This is a genomic window from Bacillus sp. NH11B (genome assembly GCF_001884205.1).
GTDB classification, from domain to species: domain Bacteria; phylum Bacillota; class Bacilli; order Bacillales; family Bacillaceae_G; genus Bacillus_A; species Bacillus_A proteolyticus.
In genome coordinates this window covers 100,697-125,787 of the sequence record NZ_MAOG01000066.1, presented here as the reverse complement: position 1 = coordinate 125,787, position 25,091 = coordinate 100,697, and the positions used below count along the sequence as shown (strand labels likewise).

The 25,091-nt window shown below is 36.5% G+C and carries 22 protein-coding genes; 19 read left to right on the top strand and 3 right to left on the bottom strand.

Features of this window, described 5'->3' with window-relative positions; translation table 11 throughout:
• Nucleotides 1-423: 423 nt before the first annotated feature.
• The gene (locus BAU27_RS10805) at nucleotides 424-1,794 is read left to right on the top strand and encodes a UDP-glucose dehydrogenase family protein (protein WP_071770871.1); all 1,371 of its coding nucleotides are present in this window, start codon (nucleotides 424-426) and stop codon (nucleotides 1,792-1,794) included.
• 75 nt (nucleotides 1,795-1,869) lie between these two features.
• Entirely contained in the window at nucleotides 1,870-2,985 is a 1,116-nt protein-coding gene (gene wecB, locus BAU27_RS10800) for a non-hydrolyzing UDP-N-acetylglucosamine 2-epimerase (RefSeq protein WP_071770870.1), read from the top strand.
• Nucleotides 2,986-3,088: 103 nt separating this feature from the next.
• Here the strand turns inward: wecB and BAU27_RS10795 are convergent, their stop codons facing one another.
• On the bottom strand, nucleotides 3,089-4,210 hold the full coding sequence (locus BAU27_RS10795; RefSeq protein ID WP_071770869.1) for an LCP family protein: 1,122 nt from the start codon (nucleotides 4,208-4,210) through the stop codon (nucleotides 3,089-3,091).
• Nucleotides 4,211-4,284: 74 nt separating this feature from the next.
• Nucleotides 4,285-4,920 carry a YigZ family protein gene (locus BAU27_RS10790; RefSeq protein WP_071770868.1) on the bottom strand — a complete coding sequence of 212 codons (636 nt, stop codon included), beginning with the start codon at nucleotides 4,918-4,920 and terminating at the stop codon, nucleotides 4,285-4,287.
• A gap of 238 nt (nucleotides 4,921-5,158) precedes the next feature.
• Here BAU27_RS10790 and BAU27_RS10785 point away from each other — a divergent pair, with 238 nt between their 5' ends.
• The 7 genes from BAU27_RS10785 to hpf all read left to right on the top strand — a co-directional run bounded on the left by BAU27_RS10785 (nucleotide 5,159) and on the right by hpf (nucleotide 11,448).
• Nucleotides 5,159-6,001, top strand: a complete 843-nt coding sequence (locus BAU27_RS10785; RefSeq protein WP_071770867.1) for a DegV family protein — start codon at nucleotides 5,159-5,161, stop codon at nucleotides 5,999-6,001.
• Nucleotides 6,002-6,174: 173 nt separating this feature from the next.
• The gene (locus BAU27_RS10780) at nucleotides 6,175-6,489 is read left to right on the top strand and encodes a winged helix-turn-helix transcriptional regulator (protein ID WP_071770866.1); all 315 of its coding nucleotides are present in this window, start codon (nucleotides 6,175-6,177) and stop codon (nucleotides 6,487-6,489) included.
• A gap of 263 nt (nucleotides 6,490-6,752) precedes the next feature.
• Nucleotides 6,753-8,075, top strand: coding sequence for a C40 family peptidase (locus BAU27_RS10775; protein ID WP_071770865.1), 1,323 nt, complete (start codon nucleotides 6,753-6,755; stop codon nucleotides 8,073-8,075).
• Nucleotides 8,076-8,205: 130 nt separating this feature from the next.
• Nucleotides 8,206-9,555, top strand: a complete 1,350-nt coding sequence (gene comFA, locus BAU27_RS10770; RefSeq protein WP_071770881.1) for an ATP-dependent helicase ComFA — start codon at nucleotides 8,206-8,208, stop codon at nucleotides 9,553-9,555.
• Nucleotides 9,555-10,259 carry a ComFC family protein gene (locus BAU27_RS10765; RefSeq protein ID WP_071770864.1) on the top strand — a complete coding sequence of 235 codons (705 nt, stop codon included), beginning with the start codon at nucleotides 9,555-9,557 and terminating at the stop codon, nucleotides 10,257-10,259. The genes comFA and BAU27_RS10765 overlap by 1 nt, the downstream gene beginning before the upstream one ends.
• A 126-nt stretch (nucleotides 10,260-10,385) precedes the next feature.
• A complete protein-coding gene (cspC, locus tag BAU27_RS10760; protein ID WP_001990088.1) occupies nucleotides 10,386-10,583 on the top strand; it encodes a cold shock protein CspC in 198 nt (65 codons plus the stop codon).
• 322 nt (nucleotides 10,584-10,905) lie between these two features.
• The gene (gene hpf / locus BAU27_RS10755; RefSeq protein WP_002034758.1) at nucleotides 10,906-11,448 is read left to right on the top strand and encodes a ribosome hibernation-promoting factor, HPF/YfiA family; all 543 of its coding nucleotides are present in this window, start codon (nucleotides 10,906-10,908) and stop codon (nucleotides 11,446-11,448) included.
• A gap of 104 nt (nucleotides 11,449-11,552) precedes the next feature.
• On the opposite strand, the gene BAU27_RS10750 is transcribed toward hpf, so the two are convergent.
• The gene (locus BAU27_RS10750; protein WP_071748001.1) at nucleotides 11,553-11,996 is read right to left on the bottom strand and encodes a VOC family protein; all 444 of its coding nucleotides are present in this window, start codon (nucleotides 11,994-11,996) and stop codon (nucleotides 11,553-11,555) included.
• An 83-nt stretch (nucleotides 11,997-12,079) separates the two neighbouring features.
• Here BAU27_RS10750 and BAU27_RS10745 point away from each other — a divergent pair, with 83 nt between their 5' ends.
• From BAU27_RS10745 to BAU27_RS10700, 10 genes are all read left to right on the top strand, one after another.
• Nucleotides 12,080-13,018: a helix-turn-helix transcriptional regulator gene (locus BAU27_RS10745; RefSeq protein WP_071770863.1), complete on the top strand. Its 939-nt coding sequence runs from the start codon at nucleotides 12,080-12,082 to the stop codon at nucleotides 13,016-13,018.
• Between the two features lie 253 nt (nucleotides 13,019-13,271).
• The gene (gene secA, locus BAU27_RS10740) at nucleotides 13,272-15,779 is read left to right on the top strand and encodes a preprotein translocase subunit SecA (RefSeq protein WP_071770862.1); all 2,508 of its coding nucleotides are present in this window, start codon (nucleotides 13,272-13,274) and stop codon (nucleotides 15,777-15,779) included.
• A gap of 143 nt (nucleotides 15,780-15,922) precedes the next feature.
• Nucleotides 15,923-17,021 (top strand): peptide chain release factor 2 gene (gene prfB, locus BAU27_RS10735; RefSeq protein WP_139254636.1). Its coding sequence is split into 2 segments (ribosomal slippage): nucleotides 15,923-15,994 and nucleotides 15,996-17,021, totalling 1,098 coding nucleotides; the frame shifts between segments, so codons are not numbered across the junction.
• A gap of 458 nt (nucleotides 17,022-17,479) precedes the next feature.
• Nucleotides 17,480-17,803 (top strand): cytochrome c551, encoded by a 324-nt coding sequence (cccB, locus tag BAU27_RS10730; RefSeq protein WP_002144867.1) that lies wholly within the window; start codon nucleotides 17,480-17,482, stop codon nucleotides 17,801-17,803.
• Nucleotides 17,804-18,125: 322 nt separating this feature from the next.
• Nucleotides 18,126-18,812: a cell division ATP-binding protein FtsE gene (gene ftsE, locus BAU27_RS10725; RefSeq protein WP_071770860.1), complete on the top strand. Its 687-nt coding sequence runs from the start codon at nucleotides 18,126-18,128 to the stop codon at nucleotides 18,810-18,812.
• Nucleotides 18,802-19,695, top strand: a complete 894-nt coding sequence (gene ftsX, locus BAU27_RS10720) for a permease-like cell division protein FtsX (protein WP_071770859.1) — start codon at nucleotides 18,802-18,804, stop codon at nucleotides 19,693-19,695. The genes ftsE and ftsX overlap by 11 nt, the downstream gene beginning before the upstream one ends.
• A 118-nt stretch (nucleotides 19,696-19,813) precedes the next feature.
• A complete protein-coding gene (locus BAU27_RS10715; protein WP_083595949.1) occupies nucleotides 19,814-21,250 on the top strand; it encodes a S41 family peptidase in 1,437 nt (478 codons plus the stop codon).
• A gap of 95 nt (nucleotides 21,251-21,345) precedes the next feature.
• On the top strand, nucleotides 21,346-22,530 hold the full coding sequence (locus BAU27_RS10710) for a PDZ domain-containing protein (RefSeq protein WP_175546534.1): 1,185 nt from the start codon (nucleotides 21,346-21,348) through the stop codon (nucleotides 22,528-22,530).
• Between the two features lie 247 nt (nucleotides 22,531-22,777).
• Nucleotides 22,778-24,493, top strand: a complete 1,716-nt coding sequence (locus BAU27_RS10705) for an ABC transporter ATP-binding protein (RefSeq protein WP_071770856.1) — start codon at nucleotides 22,778-22,780, stop codon at nucleotides 24,491-24,493.
• Between the two features lie 65 nt (nucleotides 24,494-24,558).
• Nucleotides 24,559-24,870, top strand: a complete 312-nt coding sequence (locus BAU27_RS10700; protein ID WP_071770855.1) for a YbjQ family protein — start codon at nucleotides 24,559-24,561, stop codon at nucleotides 24,868-24,870.
• The last annotated feature ends 221 nt before the right edge of the window (nucleotides 24,871-25,091 follow it).

Genomic DNA, 25,091 nt, shown 5'->3' with positions numbered 1-25,091 from the left:
ATAGTTTAACGTAATTTTTCTAATTGTATTTATCTGAAAATTATGATGTTTATTTACAGGCTCATAACATATGGTATCACAAAAAGATTAGAATTCAATCTTTTTTTCTTTTAGCTGTAAATGGAAGTGCATAGAATATATGACAATTGTAAATAGAATGCTGGATCGTTTGAGAAGGTTGTTCATATTGCGACTTGAAATATGACAGTGTATCTGCCTCTTCTATAACAAGTATTTTATTATAAGTGTTGCACGTAAAAATGAGTAAGTTCCGTGTTAAAATGTGGGAATTTACATTTTATATATATTGCATCATTTAACTTTACAAAATCTTAAAAATGAATAAAAAGACAATTCATATAATAAATAAGAAAAAAGTTTTCTTATTTTTAGTGCGAGAGGGGGAAGCACAGGGGGGATTCTATGTATTCGTATATTTTCTTATGTATATTCCTGTGCGAAAGGAAAATGAAAATTACGATAATAGGTACCGGATATGTTGGATTGATTACTGGAGTAGGATTGGCGAAATTGGGACATTCAGTCACATGTTTTGATATAAATAGTGAAAAAATTGAACGGATCAAACAAGGTGAGTTACCTATTTATGAATGTGGATTAAATGAATTAATAAATGAAGAGTATGAGAACAGTCATTTAACTTTTACAGCAAGCAGACTAACGGCATTTAATGATGTAGAGTTTATATTTATTGCAGTTGGAACACCATCTTTATTAGATGGAACAGCAGATTTAACGTATATTCGTAGTGCTTGTGATGATATTGGAACATATGTGAATAACGATATTATTGTTGTTACGAAAAGTACGGTTCCAGTAGGTACCAATGATGCGATGAGGGAATGGATTGAGGAGAAACTACAAGGTAGACACAAATTACATATCGTATCGAATCCAGAATTTTTAAGGGAAGGTTCTGGTATTTATGATTTTTTTCATGGTGATCGCATTGTAATTGGAGCATGTAGTGAGGAAGCAGCAAGGAAAGTAGAGAATTTGTACAGCAAATTAAGCTTACAAACGTATATTACGGATATTCGAAGTGCTGAGATGATTAAATATGCATCTAATGCTTTTTTGGCTACGAAGATTAGTTTTATTAATGAGATTTCCAACATATGTGAGCAGGTGGGTGCAGATATATTAGATGTATCTACAGGGATGGGGATGGATAAGAGAATTGGCCCATCTTTTTTAAATGCAGGCGTCGGATATGGAGGGTCTTGTTTTCCGAAAGATACGAAAGCACTTGTGCAAATTGCAGGGAATGTTTCTCATGATTTTCGCTTGTTGAAAGCAGTCATTGAAGTGAATAATAAACAACAGTTGTTGTTAATAGAAAAAGCGAAGAAAATGATAGATATGAAGAAGAAGCGGATTGCGGTTCTTGGTGCAGCATTCAAACCGAATACTGACGATATTAGGGAAGCACCCTCACTTATTATAATACAAGAATTAATTAATATAGGTGCAGATGTGGTTGTATATGACCCGCAGGCTATTCAAAATGTAAAAGGTATATTTGGAAATGCTATACGATACGCTGAGTGCATAGACGAATCGATTAGAGCGGCAAATGCAGTTTTTATCGTAACAGAATGGGAATCAATTCGAAATTATCCGCTAGAGAAGTATGTACAGCTTATGAGGGAACCTATTCTATTTGATGGGAGAAATTGTTATACTAATGAGGATGCCGAGAAGCAGGGGTTAGATTATTACTCAGTTGGGCGAAAAGGCGTCTGTAATAGTAATGTTTCTCAGGTACGTTAAAAAGTGTATTTTCACATGCATATTTTTATATGCGATAATAGAAGTTGTAACTAGTGAAAGAAAAGAGGTAATGAAATGACTGAACGTTTAAAAGTAATGACAATTTTCGGGACACGACCAGAAGCAATTAAAATGGCACCTCTTGTATTAGAATTGCAAAAGCACCCAGAAAAAATTGAATCGATTGTGACTGTAACAGCACAACACCGTCAAATGTTAGATCAAGTATTAAATATCTTTGGAATTACGCCAGATTTCGATTTGAATATCATGAAAGATCGTCAAACGTTAATTGATATTACAACACGTGGTTTAGAAGGTTTAGATAAAGTAATGAAAGAAGCGAAGCCTGATATCGTACTTGTGCATGGTGATACAACGACGACATTTATTGCAAGCTTAGCTGCTTTCTATAATCAAATTCCAGTAGGACATGTTGAAGCAGGACTTCGTACATGGGATAAGTATTCTCCATATCCAGAAGAGATGAATCGCCAACTAACAGGTGTAATGGCGGATCTTCATTTCTCACCTACAACAAAATCAGCAACGAACTTACAAAAAGAAAATAAAGATGAGTCACGCATTTTCGTAACAGGAAATACAGCGATCGATGCACTGAAGACGACTGTAAAAGAAACTTATAGCCATCCTGTATTAGAAAAACTTGGAAATAATCGTCTTGTACTTATGACAGCACATCGTCGTGAAAACTTAGGGGAACCAATGCGCAATATGTTCCGTGCAATTAAGCGTCTTGTTGATAAACACGAAGATGTACAAGTTGTATACCCTGTTCATATGAATCCTGTTGTTCGCGAAATAGCGAATGATATTTTAGGCGAGCATAGCCGCATTCATTTAATTGAGCCGCTAGATGTAATCGATTTTCATAACGTTGCAGCTCGTTCATACTTAATGCTAACTGATTCTGGTGGTGTACAAGAAGAAGCACCGTCACTAGGTGTGCCAGTTCTTGTCCTTCGTGACACGACGGAACGCCCAGAAGGTATCGAAGCAGGTACGCTGAAATTAGCAGGAACAGATGAAGAAACAATCTTTGGTCTTGCTGATGAGTTGTTATCAGATAAAGAAGCTCATGATAAGATGACGAAAGCATCTAATCCTTACGGCGACGGTCGTGCATCAGAGCGTATTGTAGAAGCGATTTTACAACACTTCAACAAATAAAGTGAAACTTTACTAAATGGAAGGTTGCATCCTTCATTTAGTATTAGCCCACAACAATCGCGGGAAATAAAAAGAGCCAAATCGTATACGATTTGGCTCTTTTTTATTCATGATTCCTCATAATCCACTCTGCATGAGCATTTGTAGAAGGAGGAGGAGGTGGTGGTGTTTTGTTCTCACTCGGTTCCTTCTTTTGTTTTGCGATGGAGTTAGAATCAGAATTTGTACTCTCATTTTTTGTAGTTTCTGTTGGGGCTTGTTCTTTTTCCCCTATTTCTTTTAATATCTCGTTACGAGTTGTCTCTACACTGATTGGGTCTGGAAGGAAATAATAAATACCACCAATTTTTTTATCTTCTCCTTCAAGCTTTAATGTTTGTATCGTTTGTGGGTCGAATCCAGAGATTTTATTGTAAAGAGCAAGTCCGTCAGAAATAGGAATATCGGTTTTTATATATTTCCCAACTACCGTGGTTAAATCTTTAATTTTAAATACGGTTGAAGCAGAATTTAGCTTTTGGGCAACAGCCGCCAGTACTTGCCTTTGTCTCGCAGCTCGACCATAGTCACCGTTAGGATCTTGCTTTCGCATGCGGACGTAAGCGAGTGCTTCTTCACCGTTTAAGTTTTGTTTACCTTGTTTAAATTGAATTAATTTGTAGTAATCTATATCGGAGCGCTCCTCGAAATCAAAAGGAACATCAACTGTAATACCTCCAACAGCATCAACGATACCTTTAAAGCCTTGGAAATCAATTTTAATATAATGATCAACAGGAACTTTTAAAAATCCTTCGACGGTGTCAATTGCCATTTTTTCTCCACCGTAAGCATGGGCAGCGTTAATTTTGTCTTCTTTATTTTTGCCAACAATCTTAACACGAGAATCGCGAGGGATACTCATAAGTGAAACCTTTTTTGAGTTTGGATTAACTGTCGCGAACATAAGTGAATCTGTTCGGCCGTTTTGACCATCTGTTGCGTAATCCTCAATACCCATAATTAGTATTGTGAAAGGTTTTTTTGTGATTTCCACATCTTCTGCTCGTAATTTAGATTTTTCACGGTTAAATCCACTGTACATCCCCATGAGAGAAGTGTAGGAATTTAACACATAAAGTCCTACGCTACCAAATAAAAATGCGAAAATAAGAAAGAAGAAAAGTTTTCTTCTACGTTTCTTTTTTATTCTGCTATTTTGGAGATGATAATAACGTTCTTCCATATATAATCTCCTTAGTTCATTTGTAGGGAATTAATTCACTACATTAATCTTTAAAGGCGATAAGTTAGCTGTTCTTAGATAACGTCTTGTTCTAAGTACAACATATCTCCTTCTTTAATTGTACACTTCCCATTTGTTAATTCAATCATCCAATCTGTGAATGGTTGTTTTTTGTCCTCTTCTACATAAGTATCGAATGTGACATTTTCTAGATAATGTATATCTTTAATGGCATATTCTGAATTACGTAATTCATTTTCTAGTTTGCCAAGCAACGTGTAATCAATTTCTGTTTGCATAACGCGCATTAGTTTTCGTTCAACAACGCCGACATGGTTAAGACCTTCACTTGTACATTTTCCATATGCACGAATTAATCCACCAGCACCAAGTTTGATGCCGCCAAAATAGCGTGTAACGACGACGACAGTATCTTTTAGACCTCGTTTTTTTAATACTTCTAACATAGGTACACCAGCTGTGCCGCTCGGTTCACCGTCATCATTAGCTTTTTGAATTTGATCTTGTTCACCAATTAAATATGCAGAACAATTATGTGTTGCATTCCAATTTTGTTTTTTTATTTTTTGTATAAATGCTTGAGCTTCCTCTTCTGTTGTGGCGCGACTCACATAGCAAATGAATCTCGATTTTTGAATGACAATTTCGTGCTCGCCGTAGCCTTTGATTGTTAAATATTGTAATAACAATGGTATACGCCCCTATTCTTCAAAATGACTAGTACTTTACATTTTAAAAGCGGTCGTTTTTATATTCAAACATTTTTTGCAAATATGTTGAAATTTTTGATGAGGATTTGATCTTGTTGTTGTAATTTGTCGAGAGGGTGATTATAATTTCTAATTGGCATTTTTATGTATGGATGCACCTTTTCTCGTTTTCGTGTAAAATTAGGGAATAAAAATTTTTTATAAGGCAGGTACGAAAATGAAAACAGCTATTGTTACTGATAGTACAGCATATATACCGAAGCATATTCGTGACGAACTAAATATATATATGATTCCGTTAAACGTTGTGTTTGGAACGGAATCTTACCAAGAAGAAGCTGAAATTTCAGCAGATGATTTTTATGTGAAAGTACGTGAACAGGAAGAACTTCCAAAAACTTCTCAGCCAGCAATCGGAAAGTTTGTTGAGTTATTCGAAGAATTATCTAAAGAATATGATGCAGTAATTAGCATTCATCTTTCAAGTGGAATTAGTGGTACATACCAAACAGCAACGACAGCTGGGCAGATGGTAGAGGGTATTAATGTATATACGTACGATTCTGAAATTAGTTGTGAAGTACAAGGGTTTTTCGTACGTGAAGGTGCGAAATTAGCAAGTGAGGGCAAGACGCCAGAAGAGATTGTCGCTCGATTCGATGAAATGAAAAAAACGATGGATGCCTATTTTGTAGTGGATGATTTACATCATTTACAACGTGGTGGAAGATTAAATAGTGCGCAAGCTTTTATCGGCAGCTTGTTACAAGTAAAACCAGTGTTATATTTTAGAGATAAAGTAATTATTCCATTCGAGAAAATTCGTACGCGTAAAAAAGCGTTGAAGCGCATCATTGAAATCTTTGATGAGCAGGCAAATAAAGGTGTACCTATGGAAGTTGTCATTATTCATGCAAATCGTGAAGAGGAAGCTGAGGAATGGAAGAAAGAATTAGAAGAGCAATACCCTCATGTTACAATTCGTACGAGTTATTTCGGAGCTGTAATTGGCACGCATTTAGGTGAAGGTGCGCTTGGTTTAGGCTGGTATACGAAGTGATAAAGATGTAAAAGCTCTCTTACTTGAAGAGGGTTTTTTTACGGGTATTTTACGAAGAATTGACAAGTTAATATTTGGAAATGGTAAAATGTATGTAAAATTAAATAATGAGGAAAGTTTTATTACTTACTTTTTACAAGAAACTATTTTATAATGGAAGAGAGGTGAAACATATGGAGCATAATTCTTGTTTATGTCCAAAGTTTGAGTCAGCTTTTACAATGCTTAGTAAGAAATGGACTGGCTTAATTATTAAATCTTTGCTTGAAGAGCCGAAACGTTTTAGAGAAATCGCAGATATTATACCGAATATGAGCGATCGTATGTTGTCAGAACGTTTAAAGGAATTAGAAGGTGAAGGTATTGTAGTTCGTAATGTTTACCCAGAAGTACCAGTTAGAATCGAGTATGGTGTAACTGATAAAGGGAAAGCGTTGGAACGTGTTATGGATGAAGTCCAAAATTGGGCTGAGAAATGGATGAAGTAACGTTTCTATCTCATTCATACTTGGAGTATTTTCAAAACGTAAGGGATTCCCTTACGTTTTTTTCAATTCTATAAAAAATGTCGGAAGTCACCTAAATTTCTACATATATATACAAATTTAGATATACTTTGCTATAGAGATAAATGTAATATTACATTTATTTTACAAAACCGTAACATTAGCAAAAAAACTCCCGAATTATGGTATAAATTTTAATAGGTTATATACGGAAAATGAAAAAAAGAAAGCGGTGTAAAAAAAAAATGAAAAAGCTAAAAATGGCATCTTGCGCATTAGTTGCAGGGTTAATGTTTTCAGGGCTAACACCAAATGTATTTGCAGAAGATAAAATTTCTGACGTGAAATCACAAATTAACACACAAAATGATACTTTACATAAACAACAACAAGAACGTGATGAACTACAAAAACAAATGAATGATTTAAACAAAACAATTCAAGGTTTAGATAAGTCTGTTCAAGAGAACGCTACAAAACTTGATGAAACAACGAAAAAAGTTTCTGACACTGAGCAATTAATTGAAAAGAAAAATAAAGATATTGCAGAATTACAAACAAAGATTGCAAAACGTGAAGAGTTATTAAGAAAACGTTTAGTTGCACTACAAGAACAACCGAACACGAACGTTGTAACAGAAGTTCTTGTAAACTCTAAAAACATTGCAGATTTAGTGGATCGTTTCAATTCTATGTCTAAAATTCTTGAGTCTGACGAAGATATCATGAAAACTCAACAAGAAGATCAAACGAACGTGAAAAAAGATGTTGAGACAGTAAAAGAAAAACAAAAAGAATTAAAAGAAGCACAAGCTCAAATTGAAACTGCTAAGAAAGAACTTGACGTTGAAAAAGAGAAAAAAGCAACAGCGGTAAACGATTTAAGCGGTAAAATGGATACAGTTGTAACTACGATGACAAGCACGGAAAGCCAATTGAAAGATCTTGAGAAACAAGCACTGCAATTACAACGTATTGCGGAAGAAGAAGCGCAAGCAAAAGCGGCACAAGAAGCTGCTGCTCAAAAACAAGCAGAACAAGCTGCTAAAGAGGCACAAGCTCAGCCAGCACCAGCACCTGCAGAGCAAGCTGCACCAGCGAACAATGGTGGACAAGCTCAAAAAGAAGAGCCTAAAAAAGAAGAACCTAAAAAAGAAAAGCCAGCACCAGCACCAGCACCAGCACCAGTACCAGCACCAGTACCAGTACCAGTACCAGTACCGGATACTGGCGTAATTGGTAAAGCGAAACAATACTTAGGTATGCCTTACGTTTGGGCAAGTGCATCTCCATCAAACGGTGGTTTTGACTGTAGTGGATTCATTTCTTACATCTTTGGTGTAGGACGTCAAGATGTTAATGGATATTGGAATTCAGTTTCTAAAGTAAGTAGCCCACAGCCTGGAGATTTAGTGTTCTTCCAAAACACTTATAAAAATGGTCCATCTCACATCGGTGTTTATGTTGGGAATGGACAAATGATTCATGCGAGTGATAAAGGGATTGCGTACGGTGATATTAACAGTTCGTACAACCAAAAACATTTCTTAGGATACGGTAGATTCTAGGATTTATAATTGAATAAAATATGTGTATAAAGTCGATAGCTTACTATTTTATAAGTAGGTTATCGGCTTTTTTGAGTTTTTACGAGATAAAGAGAAGGATTTATAGTAGTGCTGGAGGTGGTTATTGATGATGTTAGCTGGTAGACAGTTATTGTTAGAAGAACTTTCTTCAGATTTGCAGGATAAATTGGATCATTTGAAAAGGAACCGAGAAATCGTTTGTGTGCAAGGTGTAATTAAGAAATTTTCAAAATATACGTGCCAGCGTTGCGGCAATATAGAGCAACGACTATTTGCATCATTTGTATGTAAACGGTGCAGTAAAGTATGTACGTATTGTCGTAAGTGTATAACGATGGGAAGGGTAAGTGAATGTGCTGTACTGGTGCGCGGGATTGCTAAAATACAAGGAGAAAATTATTTGAATCCTTTACAGTGGAAAGGTATTTTGTCTGCTGGTCAGGAATTGGCTGCGCAAGGTGTTGTTGATGCTGTTAAGCAGAAAGAATCATTTTTCATTTGGGCGGTGTGCGGGGCTGGAAAAACAGAAATGTTGTTTCGTGGAATTGCAGAGGCACTACAAAGGGGAGAGAGAGTTTGCATTGCAACGCCGAGAACAGACGTTGTACTTGAGTTAGCACCAAGATTACAAGAAGTGTTTCCAAATATAAACGTAGCTGCTTTATACGGAGGGAGTTTAGACCGAGAAAAAGATGCGGCGTTAATCGTTGCGACTACACATCAATTGTTACGTTACTATAGAGCGTTCCATGTCATGATTGTAGATGAGATAGATGCTTTTCCATATCATGCGGATAAGATGTTGCATTATGCAGTAAACGAAGCGATGAAAGAGGAGGCAGCACGTATTTATTTAACTGCAACTCCAGATGAAAATTGGAAGCGCAAATTACAGAATGGTAAGCAAAAAGGGGTTATTATTGCAGGACGTTATCATCGTCATCCATTGCCAGTCCCGATATTTCGGTGGTGCGGAAATTGGAAGAAGGGTCTTATGCGTAAAAAAATCCCTCGTGCGTTATTACAATGGTTAAATATGTACTTATCTAAACGATACCCCATTTTTCTATTTGTTCCTCATGTGCGATATGTAGAAGAAATTAGCCACTTATTAAAATCATTAAATAATCAAATTGATGGTGTGTACGCAGAAGATATGGCGAGAAAAGAGAAGGTAGCAGCTTTCAGGAAGGGAGAAATCCCTTTATTAGTTACAACGACGATTTTGGAACGAGGGGTAACTGTGAAAAATTTACAAGTGGCAATTTTAGGAGCTGAGGAAGAAATATTTTCAGAAAGTGCTCTCGTTCAAATCGCAGGGCGTGCTGGCAGAAGCGCTGATGAACCGGATGGAGATGTCATCTATTTTCATTATGGAAAGACAGAGGCGATGGTACGCGCGAAAAAACATATTCAAAGTATGAATAAAAATGCTAAAGAACAAGGACTGATAGATTGATGCATTGTCTACTTTGTGACGAATATATTTTGTATGCGATTAGTTGGTACACTTTTTTTGTTAAGCCCCATAAAAAGTATATATGTGATAGATGTGAGCAAAAACTTTCCTATATTATAGGGGATATTTGCAAGGAGTGTGGTCGGCCTTTAGAACTTGTACCAGCGGAATATAAGAACGATGATATTTGTAAGGATTGCATAAGGTGGACGAACGAGCAGAGGTTTCCGTCTCTCATAAATCGTTCGTTGTATGTGTATGATGAAGGGATGAAAGAAATATTAGCACAGTTTAAATTTCGAGGAGATGCTGAATTAGTACATATTTTTCATCAGCCTATTCGAAGTCTTTTTCAAAAATATTTTGCGAATGTTTCAGCTGTGATTCCGGTCCCTCTTAGTGAAGAGCGAGAATACGAGCGTGGTTTTAATCAAGCTGAGTTACTAGCTTCTTGTTTGCCTGTCAAAATATTTTGTACATCATTAAGAAGAATTGAAACAGAAAAACAAAGTAAGAAGAAGCGTAAAGAAAGGATATCGGGAGTTAATCCTTTTTATTTTCAGGGAGAAGAGATGTTTCATGAGCAACGTGTTTTAATCGTGGATGATGTGTATACGACAGGAATTACTGTTAGGCAAATTGGAAGCCTTTTGTATGATCGAGGAGCGAGAGAAGTTTCTTGTTTGACGCTTTGTAGAGGTTAATATGTGAATGTCGAAAGGAATAATAAAAAGACGACAAATCTTCTTTGACTAAAAGTCTTGTCATTCGTTATAGTCAGAATATAGGGCGAATGCCCTGATTTTAAGAGTGAAGGGAATGGAATGAACATGCAAGGACGAGTAAAATGGTTCAATGCAGAAAAGGGATTTGGGTTTATTGAGCGTGAAGATGGTGACGATGTGTTTGTTCATTTTTCTGCTATTCAACAAGATGGGTATAAGTCGTTAGAAGAAGGTCAACAAGTGGAGTTTGATATTGTTGATGGAGCACGTGGACCGCAAGCGGCTAATGTTGTGAAACTGTAAAAATTAAGTTTTGGGAAAAGATAGAGCTGTATTTTTAGCAGCATTATATAGATGGCGAAAGCTCTTGCTCGTAACAAGGGCTTTTTTTGTTGTGGGTAAGTTGTCAAAAAGTTGTTTCTTTTTTGTAACCAATTGTCCACAGTTACATTCGTTATTCACGATGTTAATAGGATAAAATAAAGATAGAAACGATGCATCTTTTCATTTCAACAAAAAACGATAAAAAAATCGCAATTCCACTAATTTTTTTAAAAAAATTAGAAGGAGTTTTTAAGCCAATGTCGAAATTATAGTACATAGGCTTGAAAGGAGGAATTCATCTATGAAATTCAACATTCGTGGTGAAAATATTGAAGTAACTCCAGCATTAAAGGAATATGTAGAGAAAAAACTAAGTAAATTAGAGCGTTATTTTGATACATTCCCAGAGATTAAGGTTAATTTAAAAGTGTACTCTGACAAGCAACGTATCGAGGTAACAATTCCATTTACAGATTTATTACTTCGTGCAGAAGAAACTAATAGCGATATGTACGCTGCTATCGATTTAGTTGTTGATAAAATTGAGCGACAAATTCGTAAACATAAAACAAAAGTAAATCGTAAGTTACGTGAGAAAGGTTCGGTGAAAACTAACTTTATCCTTCCGGAAGCAGTAGCTGTTCTGGATGCGGTAGAAGAGGATGAATTAGAACTAGTACGTACAAAACGATTCGATTTAAAACCGATGGACGTTGAAGAAGCGATCTTGCAAATGGATATGCTAGGACATAGTTTCTTCGTCTTCACAAATGCTGATACAAATGAAACTAATGTTGTATATGGCCGTAAAGACGGGAAATATGGTTTAATCGAAACTAAATAATTATTCAAAAGCGTAGCCAAAATGGCTACGCTTTTTTTATATGTTTTTTGCTTCCCTATCTTGTAATATTGATATGAATTTTAATGGCTAATTCGTAATGAAATTTAGAAGTCATGTTTTGTCACGGTTAATTGTATTACTATTCCAAAAGGATCTCGTACAATGGCATAACCCGGGCTGAAGGAGTTTTTTTCAAAAGGTGTTAAAATATAAACCTCATCATGTTGAATTAGATTGTGATAGAGTGTTTCAATGGTTTGGAAATCTTTAGATTGAATGCATAATGATGAGCTATTACTTAATTGCCAAGGGCGTGTGGAATCCACTGCCTGTTCTGCAATCATAATTTTATTAGTACCAATTTGTAAAACGGAATGGGTAATATAATGTTCTTGGTTTTCTTTATACGTGAAATTCGGATCTATTTCTTTCATTTCTTTATAATTCTTTTTAAATAAAACTTTAGCACCTAAATGCTGTTCGTAAAATGCAATTGCTTTAGCACCTTGCCCATTTAATGATAAAAAAGTGATTACTTCAAAGTTCATTGTATTGCCTCCTTCAAAATATGTTTACACTTATTACTATACAAGTATAAGGTGCCGCGAATTGGCACCTATAGGGAGAGTTTATGAAAAAAGTTGAACGTTTAAATCAGATGCTACGCTTTATTAATCAAAAACAAACATTCACATTGAAAGATTTAATGGATGAATTTCAAATTTCAAAAAGGACAGCTTTACGTGATATTGCATCTTTAGAGGAAATGGGTGTACCTCTTTTTGCAGAGTATGGTCGATATGGAGGATATCGTTTAATAAAATCGATGACATTACCACCGATTTTATTTACAAATCATGAAGTTTTTGCACTTTATTTTGCAATGCAAGCACTAAGTAGTTTTGTAAGTATTCCCTTTCAAATCTCGTTTCGTTCCATCAATAAGAAGTTTTTGGATAGTGTTTCATCAAAACAGCGTGAGCAAATTGAAAACTTGCAAAAAAGAGTTTCCTTTTTTCATTCGGAACAAGCACATGAATGTGGTTATCTAGAAGAGATTTTGTTAGCCGCTGTTCAAAATAGGACTTTAACTATAAACTATGTAACGCCGAAACAAACGACAATGCGCCGGATTCAGCCGATTTCGATTTATGCAATGAAAGGTTATTGGTATTGTCAGGCTTACGATTTAGATAAATCTGCTTATCGAGTGTTTCGCTGTGATCGTATTAGGTCGTCAGAAATAGTAGATGCTCAGGATAGTTTGGATTTGGAAAATATAAATATACATAACGCACATAGTCTTTGGAAAGCAACTGAACAAGCTATTCAATTTAAATGCTCAATTACTGCGAGGGGGATAGAGATATTTAAGCAACAACAATATCCTTCGATGAAATTACGGGAGGAACATGAAGGGACGTATTTAATAGGAACTTATGAGCCTGCTGAAATTAACTTTATCATCTCGTATCTAGCTAGTTTTGGTAAAACTATAAAAATAATTGAGCCATCTTCTTTAAAAGAGAACTTAAAAGAATACTACTTAGATTTAATACAAAATTTGTAACGAAGAGAGATTAGTTTGTTGGAACAAATGAAATACAAACTTTTTCTGAATATAGGGCTAGACATTTGGACGATTGTTGTCATAGTTATAAGACAAGTGTTACAATTATCATTAGGTTTATACATTTTAGTTTTTTTAATTAGGAGAAAAATTGGCATAACATATATTTGATTTTTATAACGACTGATTGTAAAGAGAGAAAGAAAAAAGCAATCGGAAGTTTTATTTTAATAAAAAGAGGAGCGTATTCCCTATGATCGGTATTTTAAAAAAGGTGTTCGATGTTAACCAACGCCAAATTAAACGTATGCAGAAGACAGTTGAGCAAATTGATGCATTAGAATCATCTATTAAGCCACTAACTGATGAGCAATTAAAAGGAAAGACGCTTGAATTTAAAGAGCGTTTAACAAAAGGTGAGACAGTAGACGATCTACTTCCTGAAGCTTTTGCGGTTGTTCGTGAAGCAGCAACTCGTGTTCTTGGAATGCGTCCATATGGTGTGCAGTTAATGGGTGGTATTGCCTTACATGAAGGGAATATCTCTGAGATGAAAACGGGTGAAGGTAAAACGTTAACATCTACTTTACCTGTATATTTAAACGCATTAACAGGAAAAGGTGTTCACGTTGTTACAGTCAATGAATACTTAGCGCAACGTGATGCAAGTGAAATGGGACAACTTCATGAGTTCCTTGGCTTAACAGTAGGGATTAACTTAAATAGTATGTCACGTGAAGAGAAACAAGCTGCTTATGCTGCTGATATTACGTATAGCACAAATAACGAGCTTGGATTCGATTACTTACGTGACAACATGGTGTTATATAGAGAGCAGTGCGTTCAGCGTCCACTTCATTTTGCTATCATCGATGAAGTCGATTCCATTTTAGTCGATGAGGCACGTACGCCACTTATTATTTCTGGACAAGCTCAAAAATCAGCAGAGCTATATATGTTTGCAAATGCATTCGTTCGTACATTAGAAAATGAAAAAGAATATTCATTTGATGTGAAAACGAAAAATGTAATGTTAACAGAAGATGGTATTACGAAAGCTGAGAAAGCTTTCCATATCGATAACTTATTCGATTTAAAACATGTAGCACTTCTTCACCATATTAATCAGGCGCTTCGTGCACACGTTGTTATGCACCTAGATACAGATTATGTTGTACAAGAAGGCGAAATCGTAATTGTAGACCAATTCACTGGTCGTCTTATGAAAGGTCGTCGTTATAGCGAAGGTTTACACCAAGCTATTGAAGCAAAAGAAGGCGTAGAAATTCAAAATGAAAGTATGACGCTTGCAACAATTACGTTCCAGAACTACTTCCGTATGTACGAAAAGTTATCTGGTATGACTGGTACAGCGAAAACGGAAGAAGAAGAATTCCGCAGTATTTACAATATGAATGTTATCGTAATTCCAACGAATAAAGATATTATTCGTGATGACCGTGCGGATTTAATCTTCAAATCAATGGAAGGTAAGTTTAATGCAGTTGTTGAGGATATTGTAAATCGTCATAAACAAGGGCAACCTATTCTTGTTGGTACAGTTGCAATTGAAACGTCAGAGCTTATTTCAAAAATGTTAACACGTAAAGGTGTACGCCATAATATTTTAAACGCGAAAAACCATGCGCGTGAAGCGGATATCATTGCAGAAGCTGGTATGAAAGGTGCTGTAACGATTGCGACGAATATGGCTGGTCGTGGTACGGATATTAAGCTTGGAGACGATATTAAAAACGTTGGTCTAGCAGTTATCGGTACAGAGCGTCATGAAAGTCGTCGTATTGATAATCAGTTACGTGGTCGTGCTGGTCGTCAAGGGGATCCTGGTGTAACGCAGTTCTACTTGTCTATGGAAGATGAACTAATGCGCCGCTTCGGTTCTGATAATATGAAAGCAATGATGGATCGTCTTGGTATGGATGATTCACAGCCGATCGAAAGTAAAATGGTTTCTCGTGCGGTAGAATCTGCACAAAAACGTGTAGAAGGAAATAACTATGATGCACGTAAGCAGTTACTGCAGTACGATGATGTACTTCGTCAGCAACGTGAAGTTATTTACAAACAGCGTCAAGAAGTAATGGATTCTGAGAACTTACGCAGTATTATTGAAGGTATGATGAAATCTACGGTAGAACGTGCTGTTGCGCTTCATACACAAGAGGAAATTGAAGAAGATTGGAACATTAAAGGTCTTGTTGACTACTTAAATACAAACCTTCTGCAAGAAGGAGATGTAAAAGAAGAAGAATTACGTCGCCTTGCTCCAGAGGAAATGAGCGAGCCAATTATCGCGAAGTTAATAGAGCGTTACAACGACAAAGAAAAGCTTCTGCCAGAAGAGCAAATGCGTGAATTCGAAAAAGTTGTTGTATTCCGTGTTGTAGATACGAAATGGACAGAGCATATTGATGCGATGGATCATCTTCGTGAAGGTATTCATTTACGTGCTTACGGTCAAATTGATCCACTTCGTGAGTATCAAATGGAAGGATTCGCAATGTTCGAGTCAATGATTGCTTCTATCGAAGAGGAAATTTCTCGTTACATTATGAAAGCCGAAATTGAACAAAACTTAGAGCGTCAAGAAGTTGCTCAAGGTGAAGCTGTTCATCCATCTAGCGATGGCGAAGAAGCGAAGAAAAAACCGGTTGTAAAAGGTGACCAAATGGGACGCAATGATTTATGTAAATGCGGTAGTGGCAAAAAATATAAAAACTGTTGTGGCATTGGGCAGTAATAGGAAACTGTAGTTCAGACTGCTTTGCAAACTTTTACATCAAAAATATATAATAAAAAGGATTAAACTCTCTCCGTAATAAGTGGAGAGAGTTTCCCTTGTTTTCGTATGAAAGTAACAGCAATTACATAGAGGTGAAGGAAATGGAATTAGTAGAAATTAGGCAAGAATTAGAAAAAATGGCTAAGAGATTAGCGGCTTTTAGGGGGTCTCTTTGACCTCCCTACTAAGGAAAAGCAAATTGCAGAGTTAGAAGAAAAAATGATGAGCGCAGGATTTTGGGATGACCAACAAGGCGCACAAGTTGTAATTAATGAAGCGAATGCGCTGAAAGATATGGTTGGAAGTTTCCGTCAGTTAGATGAGACGTTCGAAAACTTAGAAATGACGCATGAACTGTTAAAAGAAGAGTATGATGAGGATCTACATGAGGAATTAGAGTCAGAAGTAAAAACTTTAATTCAAGAGATGAATGAGTATGAGCTTCAGTTACTGCTAAGTGATCCTTATGATAAAAATAACGCTATTTTAGAATTACACCCAGGTGCAGGTGGAACAGAGTCACAAGACTGGGGTTCTATGTTATTACGTATGTATACACGTTGGGCTGAAAAACGTGGATTTAAAGTAGAAACGGTTGACTACTTACCAGGTGATGAAGCTGGTATTAAGAGTGTTACTTTATTAATTAAAGGTCATAACGCTTACGGTTACTTAAAAGCAGAGAAAGGTGTACATCGTCTTGTACGTATTTCACCGTTCGATTCTTCAGGCCGTCGTCATACATCATTCGTATCTTGTGAAGTTGTACCTGAGTTCAATGATGAAGTTGAAATTGAAGTGCGTACAGAAGACTTGAAAATTGATACGTACCGTGCAAGTGGAGCTGGTGGACAGCACATTAATACGACAGATTCAGCAGTTCGTATTACGCATACACCGACAAATACGGTTGTAACGTGTCAGTCAGAGCGTTCTCAAATTAAAAACCGTGAGCATGCGATGAAAATGTTAAAAGCAAAATTATATCAAAAGAAACTAGAAGAACAACAAGCACAATTAGATGAAATCCGCGGGGAACAAAAAGAAATCGGATGGGGTAGCCAAATCCGTTCTTACGTATTCCACCCGTATTCTCTTGTGAAAGACCACCGTACAAATACAGAGGTGGGTAACGTACAAGCAGTTATGGATGGAGAAATTGATCCATTTATTGATGCGTATTTACGTTCTCGTATTTAATAAGAGAAATAGCCAACAGGATTGTTGGCACATGCTGAGGTAAAAGAGGATATAAAGAGGTTTATCTTATTTATATTGATGAAATAATGAGGAAGAGAAGTTGAAAACGACAACTTCTCTTTTTGATGAGATTATATGTAGAATACAACGCTGCATATTGTTTTGTAAAAAGTAGAGAATAGTAAAACAGGGCGGTAATAGAGTAGGGATTTATATAGGGATTCTCAGTTTTGGTTTGAAGAAAAAGGCTCTTTATAGAACTTTTTAAGGTGTTCACAGAATTGAAACAATTTGTGAAAGCTTTATTTTATTAGGCTTCTCACTATATTTGTGGGAAATATGAAATATACCTTAGTTTTTCTATATAAAGATAATGCTTATAATGAATAATGAGTGTGTTATGAAGATTATTGTCTAGTTATGAATGAAAAGAATATCAATAATGGGGAGCGATAGAAGTGAAAAAGAAATTGTTGGCTATTGCGTTAGGGACATCAGTCGTTTTTGCTTTAGGAGCATGTGGAAATAAAGAAGAGAGTAAGTCTTCAAATCAGTCTGCAAGTACAGATAGTGCAGAACAAATTTTCCAAAGAAGTTGTGCTGGTTGTCACGCGAAAGATTTAGCAGGAGCAACTGGACCTGATTTAAGAAAAGTAGGCAGTAAGTATGACGCTGCAGATATCGAAGAAATTATTAAAAAAGGTCGCGGCTCAATGTCACCTGGACTTATTCAAGGTGAGGACGCGAAAAAAGTAGCTGAGTGGTTAGCTGAACATAAATAAGAAACGTAATTAATAAACGAGCTGATTGTATAACTTGACCGAAAAGCGCTTTAGGTTAAGCAATACAATCAGCTCGTTTACCTTTTTTGGGGATGTAACATAACTGTAACAAAAATGTATCCGAACTGGAAACCGTTTGATGTTACAATGAGGTTTGTAGAATTTTGCTGAAATATATTACATAGAGTAGCGGTGCTAATAAAAAGCATGTATGGAAGCTACCTTCAACAAGAATGGTCAAGCGAGAATAAGGTTATTCTTTTATTTTCAAATGTACAGAAAAGTATTTCGAAAAAAATCATTAAGTATTGGGTGATAAATAATGATAAAAATGACGAATGTTTATAAGGAGTACCCAAATGGTATGAAAGCCATTGCTGGTCTCACAGTTAACATTAAACAAGGTGAATTCGTATACGTAGTTGGACCGAGTGGAGCCGGAAAATCTACATTTATTAAAATGATGTATCGTGAGGAGAAACCATCTACAGGATCAATTAATGTAAATGGACTTGTAATTGAAACATTAGCAGAAAGAGATGTTCCGTATTTCCGTCGTCAATTAGGCGTGATTTTCCAAGATTTTAAATTGCTACCTAAATTAACGGTATATGAGAATGTTGCGTTTGCTTTAGAGGTAATTGAAGAAGAACCAGATGCGATTCGTGAGCGTGTTACAGAAGTGTTAGGTCTTGTAGGTCTAGATGATCGTGCAGATGCACTTCCAAGTGAACTTTCAGGCGGAGAGCAACAACGTGTGGCTATTGCGAGAGCGATTGTAAATAGACCAAAGGTTGTAATTGCCGATGAGCCAACAGGTAACTTAGATATTGAAACGGCTCTTGATATTATGAAGATTTTTAAACGTATTAATGAGCGTGGTACAACGATTGTTATGGCGACGCATAACTCAGATATCGTAAATACAATTCGTCATCGTGTAATCGCGATTGAAGGCGGAAAAATTGTTCGAGACGAGATTGAGGGAGGATACGGATATGAAGACTAAGACCCTTAGTCGACATTTGCGAGAAGGTGTAAAGAATCTATCCCGTAACGGATGGATGACGTTTGCTTCTGTTAGTGCAGTAACGGTTACATTATTACTTGTAGGTGTCTTTTTAACAGCGATTATGAATATGAACCATTTTGCGACGAAAGTAGAGCAAGATGTGGAAATTCGTGTGCATATTGATCCAGCAGCAAAAGAAGCTGATCAAAAGAAATTAGAAGAAGATATGAGTAAAATTGCGAAAGTAGATTCTATTAAATATTCTTCTAAAGAAGAAGAGTTGAAACGTTTAATTAAAAGCTTAGGTGATAGTGGAAAAACGTTCGAACTATTTGAGCAAGATAACCCACTGAAAGACGTATTTGTTGTAAAGGCGAAAGAGCCGACTGATACAGCAACAATTGCGAAAAAGATTGAGAAAATGCAGTTTGTAAGTAATGTTCAATACGGTAAAGGCCAAGTTGAAAAATTATTTGATACTGTAAAAACTGGTCGTAATATTGGGATTCTGTTAATTGCTGGTCTTCTATTCACAGCGATGTTCTTAATCTCTAACACAATTAAAATTACAATTTATGCTCGTAGTACTGAGATTGAAATTATGAAACTTGTTGGTGCAACAAACTGGTTTATTCGTTGGCCGTTCTTGTTAGAGGGATTATTCCTAGGAGTATTAGGATCAATTATTCCAATCGGAGTAATTTTAGTTATATATAATTCATTGCAAGGTGTGTTTAATGAGAAACTTGGCGGAACAATTTTCGAGCTTCTACCATACAACCCGTTCGTATTCCAATTAGCTGGTTTATTAGTGTTAATCGGTGCATTAATTGGTATGTGGGGAAGTGTAATGTCAATTCGTCGCTTCTTAAAAGTATAAAAAGTTGCAAACATAATTCGTACAAGCTTATCATATAGTAGAAATAGGTAAAGGCATCACACATCGTGTGATGCCTTTTGCTACACCACCTGTGTGTTCTGGAAAGGGGAATTCCGCATTGAAACGTAGAGTTGCAATTATTGGAATGGTTGTTGCATTTTTAATTGGTGCTGGCGGGATGTTTGGCGGTATGTACTGGCTTGGGATAAATCCAGCGTATGTAACGCAAACGATGTCGAATGGCAATGCTAGCACAGCGCAAGGGAATTTGGCAAAAATTAATGAGGCGTATGCACTAATCGATTCACGTTATGTGGAAGACGTGAAAGACGACAAGTTAGTCGAAGGTGCAATACAAGGCATGTTGTCTACGCTGAAGGACCCTTATTCCACGTATATGGATAAAGAAACGGCAAAACAGTTTAGTCAATCACTAGATCCTGAACTTGAAGGGATTGGAGCTGAAGTGAACAAAACGGACGGTAAGCTTATTATCGTATCGCCAATTAAAGGTTCACCAGCAGAAAAGATAGGAATTAAACCAAATGACCAAATTTTATCTGTAGATGGAAATAGTGTGAAAGATTTATCACGTGAAGAAGCAGTATTGAAAATTCGTGGTAAAAAAGGAACGACTGTTGCAATTGAAATTAAGCGCGCAGGAGTGGCTGATCCGATTGTATTTAAAATTAAGCGTGAAAAGATTCCAATCTTCACTGTATTTAGTTCCGTAAAGCAAGAGAGCGGAAAAGATATCGGTTATATGCAAATTACTTCTTTTGCTGAAAATACTGCGAAAGAATTTAAGGATCAGTTGAAAGAATTAGAGAAGAAACATATAGCAGGCTTAGTTATTGACGTACGTGGTAATCCTGGTGGCTATTTAAATAGTGTAGAAGACATACTAGGAGAAATCATGACAGATAAAAAGCCAATGTTGCAAGTAGAACAGCGAAATGGTGAGAAGAAGAAATTCTCTACGGAATTGAAAGAGAGAAAGTCATATCCAATTTCAGTATTAATTGATAACGGAAGTGCTTCTGCTTCAGAGATTTTAGCTGGTGCGCTAAAAGAAGGAGAAGGATACGATTTAATTGGTGAAAAAACGTTTGGTAAAGGTACTGTTCAGCAGGCTGTTCCATTTAAAGATGGCAGTAATATTAAATTAACGATGTTTAAATGGTTAACACCGGACGGTAATTGGATTCATAAAAAAGGAATCGCGCCAACTGTAGAAGTGAAGCAACCAGATTATTATCACGCGACACCAATTCAAATTGAAAAGACACTTTCATACAATTCGAATGATGTGCAAGTAAAACACGCGCAAGAAATGCTCAAGAGCTTAGGATATGTACCAGGCCGTGATGATGGATACTTTAGTAAAGAGACAGAATCAGCACTGAAAGCATTCCAAAATGCAAATGAGATGGAAGCGACAGGACAACTTGATAAAAAGACAGCTGAAGCAATTCAAAATAAAATCATTGAAAAAATCCGTTCTGGAGAAAACGATTTACAATTACAAACGGCATTGAAATTAATAGCGAAATAAGAAAGAATACAGGCACTTTGATGCCTGTATTTTTTTATGTGTTAAATATGATAAAATAAAAAGAAAGAATGATATAAATGGTGGTGAATGAATTCGTGGAGGCATGGCTTTTTGAAATACTACGAGCAGTTGGACGTTTTTTCTTACACCCTGCTGTCTATGTATTTTTAATTAGTAGTATCTTCGTTGGATACTTACGTATATTAAGAGAACGAAAAGATTTTTCTTTTAAAGTATATGATATTTGGTTTGAACTGCGAACAACTCTATTTGCAGGTATTAAGTACGGATTAATCGTATCTATTATTACGATCGGGCTCGGGCTCGTCGTTTCAAAAGCGAGTTTATGGGCAATTTTACTTTGGACGTTATTATTTGGATTAACAGCTATGTATCGCTATTTATCTGTAGCGTATACGTTCGGTATCGCTATTGCATTCCTGTTGTTATCATCTAAGGTGCCAGTTTCCTTTTTACAGCTTGGAGAAGGTGAAGAGGGTACGATTGTATCCCTTGCTATTTTACTAGGCGTTATGCTCGTTGTAGAGGGTTTATTAATCTCTAAAAATGCAGTACGGTATTCTACGCCGAAAATTAAAAAAGGTAAGCGTGGGCTACGAATTGGGCTACATGAATCAAATCGTTTATGGCTTGTACCAGTATTTATTCTTATACCAGGAGACGCGGTGACAAGTTTTATTCCTTGGTGGCCTGTCGTTTCAATAGGTTCAACTACATACTCTTTATTCCTCGTTCCATTTTTAATTGGATTTATGAGAACGATTAGAAGTTATGAGCCAACGGAAGCTTTATTATTTACAGGAAGACGTGTATATGGACTAGCAGGACTCGTGCTCGTTTTAGGAATCGCAAGTTATTGGTGGCACGTATTCGCGATAATCGCGATGGGAGTTGCAATGCTTGGGCGTTTCACAATTTCAATGCAAGAGAAAATTGCGGATGAGACAAGGCAGGCGTACTTTGCCGCACGTAATGATGGGCTTGTTGTGCTAGATACAATTCCGAATACAATTGGGGCAGAGATGCATTTAAAGCCTGGAGAAGTTATTACGAAAGTAAATGGAGTCATTCCAAGAAGTACAGAGGAGTTTTATGATGCGCTTCAAACGAAGACAACAGGAGCATTTTGTAAATTAGAAGTATTAGATACAAATGGGGAGCTTCGTCTTGCTCAAACGGCATTATACGCCGGGGGCCATCACGAATTAGGTGTTGTATTTGTCCAGCAGGAGCATGAGTTTGATTCAGAAGCTATATAATAAAATGAGGGTGTCACCATTAGGTGACACTCTTTTCTTTTTGTTTAGATGGGATAGGTAGTAAATGAAATTTATATCAGCGCAACTTAAAATATATCAGCGATTATTCGAATATATCGACTTTCCGGCAAAAAACGACAACTATCGCTAATCTTATTTTTAGTTTCATAGACGGATAACTTGAATAATTATTTGATAATGGTTATCATTTAGGGAGTGTTTTTAATTTGGAAAATGGAGGGAATATATGCTACGTAAATTTTTTTCTTACTATAAACCGTACAAAGGTTTATTCGTACTCGATTTTTCCTGTGCTGTTATCGCAGGTTTACTCGAACTTGGTTTCCCGCTTATCGTAAATCAATTTATTGATAAGTTATTACCAGGACAAAACTGGACACTTATTTTATGGGCTTGTTTCGGTTTATTCGCAGTTTATGTGTTAAATGCAGGTTTGCAATACATCGTTACATATTGGGGACATATGCTTGGCGTTAACATTGAAACTGATATGAGACAGAAATTATTTGATCACATTCAAAAGCTATCATTCAGATTTTTTGATAATAATAAAACAGGTCATTTAATTTCACGTCTTACAAACGATTTAATGGAAATTGGAGAAATTGCTCACCATGGGCCAGAAGATTTATTCATTGCCATTATGACTTTGATTGGGGCATTTTCATTTATGATGATGATTAACTGGAAGTTAGCACTTCTAACATTCTTCGTAATTCCATTCTTATTATGGCTGGCACTTTACTTTAATAAAAAAATGACAGGTACTTTTAGACGATTATTCTCAGACGTTGCGGATTTCAATGCATGTATTGAAAATAACGTTGGTGGTATTCGCGTAGTACAAGCATTCGGAAATGAAAAATTTGAGAAAGAACAGTTTGGTGTTAACAACGCTCGTTTCCGTACTACGAAGTTAATGGCGTATAAAATTATGGCGTTAAATTCTTCGATTAGTTATATGCTGATGCGTCTCGTAACGCTCTTCGTATTAATATGTGGTACATGGTTTGTACTGCAAGGTGAATTAACGTACGGCGGATTTATCGGATTCGTTCTATTAACGAATATTTTCTTCCGCCCAATTGAAAAAATTAATGCTGTTATTGAAAGTTATCCGAAAGGGATCGCAGGTTTTAAAAGGTATGTAGAACTTTTGGAAACAGAGCCTGATATTGTAGACTCTAAAGATGCGATAGAAGTAAAACATGTACACGGTGATATTCAATATAACAACATTACGTTCGGATATGAAAATAAAGAGCCGATTTTAAACGATATTAGTTTGAAAATACATGCAGGTGAAACAGTTGCTTTCGTAGGGCCATCAGGGGCAGGGAAAACAACACTATGTAGTTTATTACCACGTTTTTATGAACAATCATCTGGATCGATTCAAATTGATGGGATTGATACAAAAGAGATGACGTTGTCGTCACTTCGTAAGCAAATTGGAATTGTGCAGCAAGATGTTTTCTTATTCTCAGGAACAATTCGTGAAAATATCGCTTACGGAAACTTAAAAGCCTCAGAAGCTGACATTTGGCAGGCGGTAAAACGTGCCCAGTTGGAGGACTTAATTTACTCGCAGCCAGATGGTTTAGATACAGTTATCGGTGAGCGTGGTGTGAAACTTTCAGGAGGACAAAAGCAACGCTTAGCAATTGCTCGCATGTTCTTGAAAAACCCACCGATTTTAATTTTAGATGAAGCAACTTCTGCGCTAGATACAGAGACGGAACTTGCTATCCAAAAATCACTTGCAGAACTATCTGTTGGCCGTACAACATTAGTTATTGCTCACAGGCTTGCAACGATTAAAAATGCAGATCGTATCGTTGTTGTAAATAAAGATGGTATTGCAGAACAAGGTTCGCATGATGAACTAATTGGGCAAGGCGGAGGATACAGCCGGTTATATGAAGCTCAGTTCAGTTCGTAAATATAATTTCTGCTGAATTAGTGCACCATAAGTAAGTGAAAATCTTATATGGGGGGCTATAAAGCATGATTGTAACAACAACTTCTGCAATCCAAGGGAAAGAAATTATTGATTATATCGATATTGTCAATGGAGAAGCAATTATGGGGGCGAATATCGTTCGTGACCTGTTTGCTTCTGTTCGCGACGTTGTCGGTGGTCGCTCAGGCGCTTATGAAAGCAAATTAAAAGAAGCGCGCGACATTGCAATGGAAGAGATGAAAACTCTCGCAAGACAAAAAAATGCGAATGCTATTGTTGGTATCGACGTGGATTACGAAGTAGTTCGCGAAGGGATGCTAATGGTTGCTGTGAGCGGGACTGCCGTCCGTATATAAAGTGAAACTTTAATCAGTGGGGATTTTGTTCATCCCCCACTGATTATCAGCCCGCACCAATCGGGCGTTTACGGGCAGTTGATCTCCCACCCAACTTCTTTGCTCAAGCCGAATTTTGTGGTGGGAGTCTTGCTGTCCACAAATAGCGGGATAAAGTGAAAAGCCGTGCTGATGCACGGCCTTTTGTTGTTATGTCTAATATTTCTATGTCGAAGTTCCAA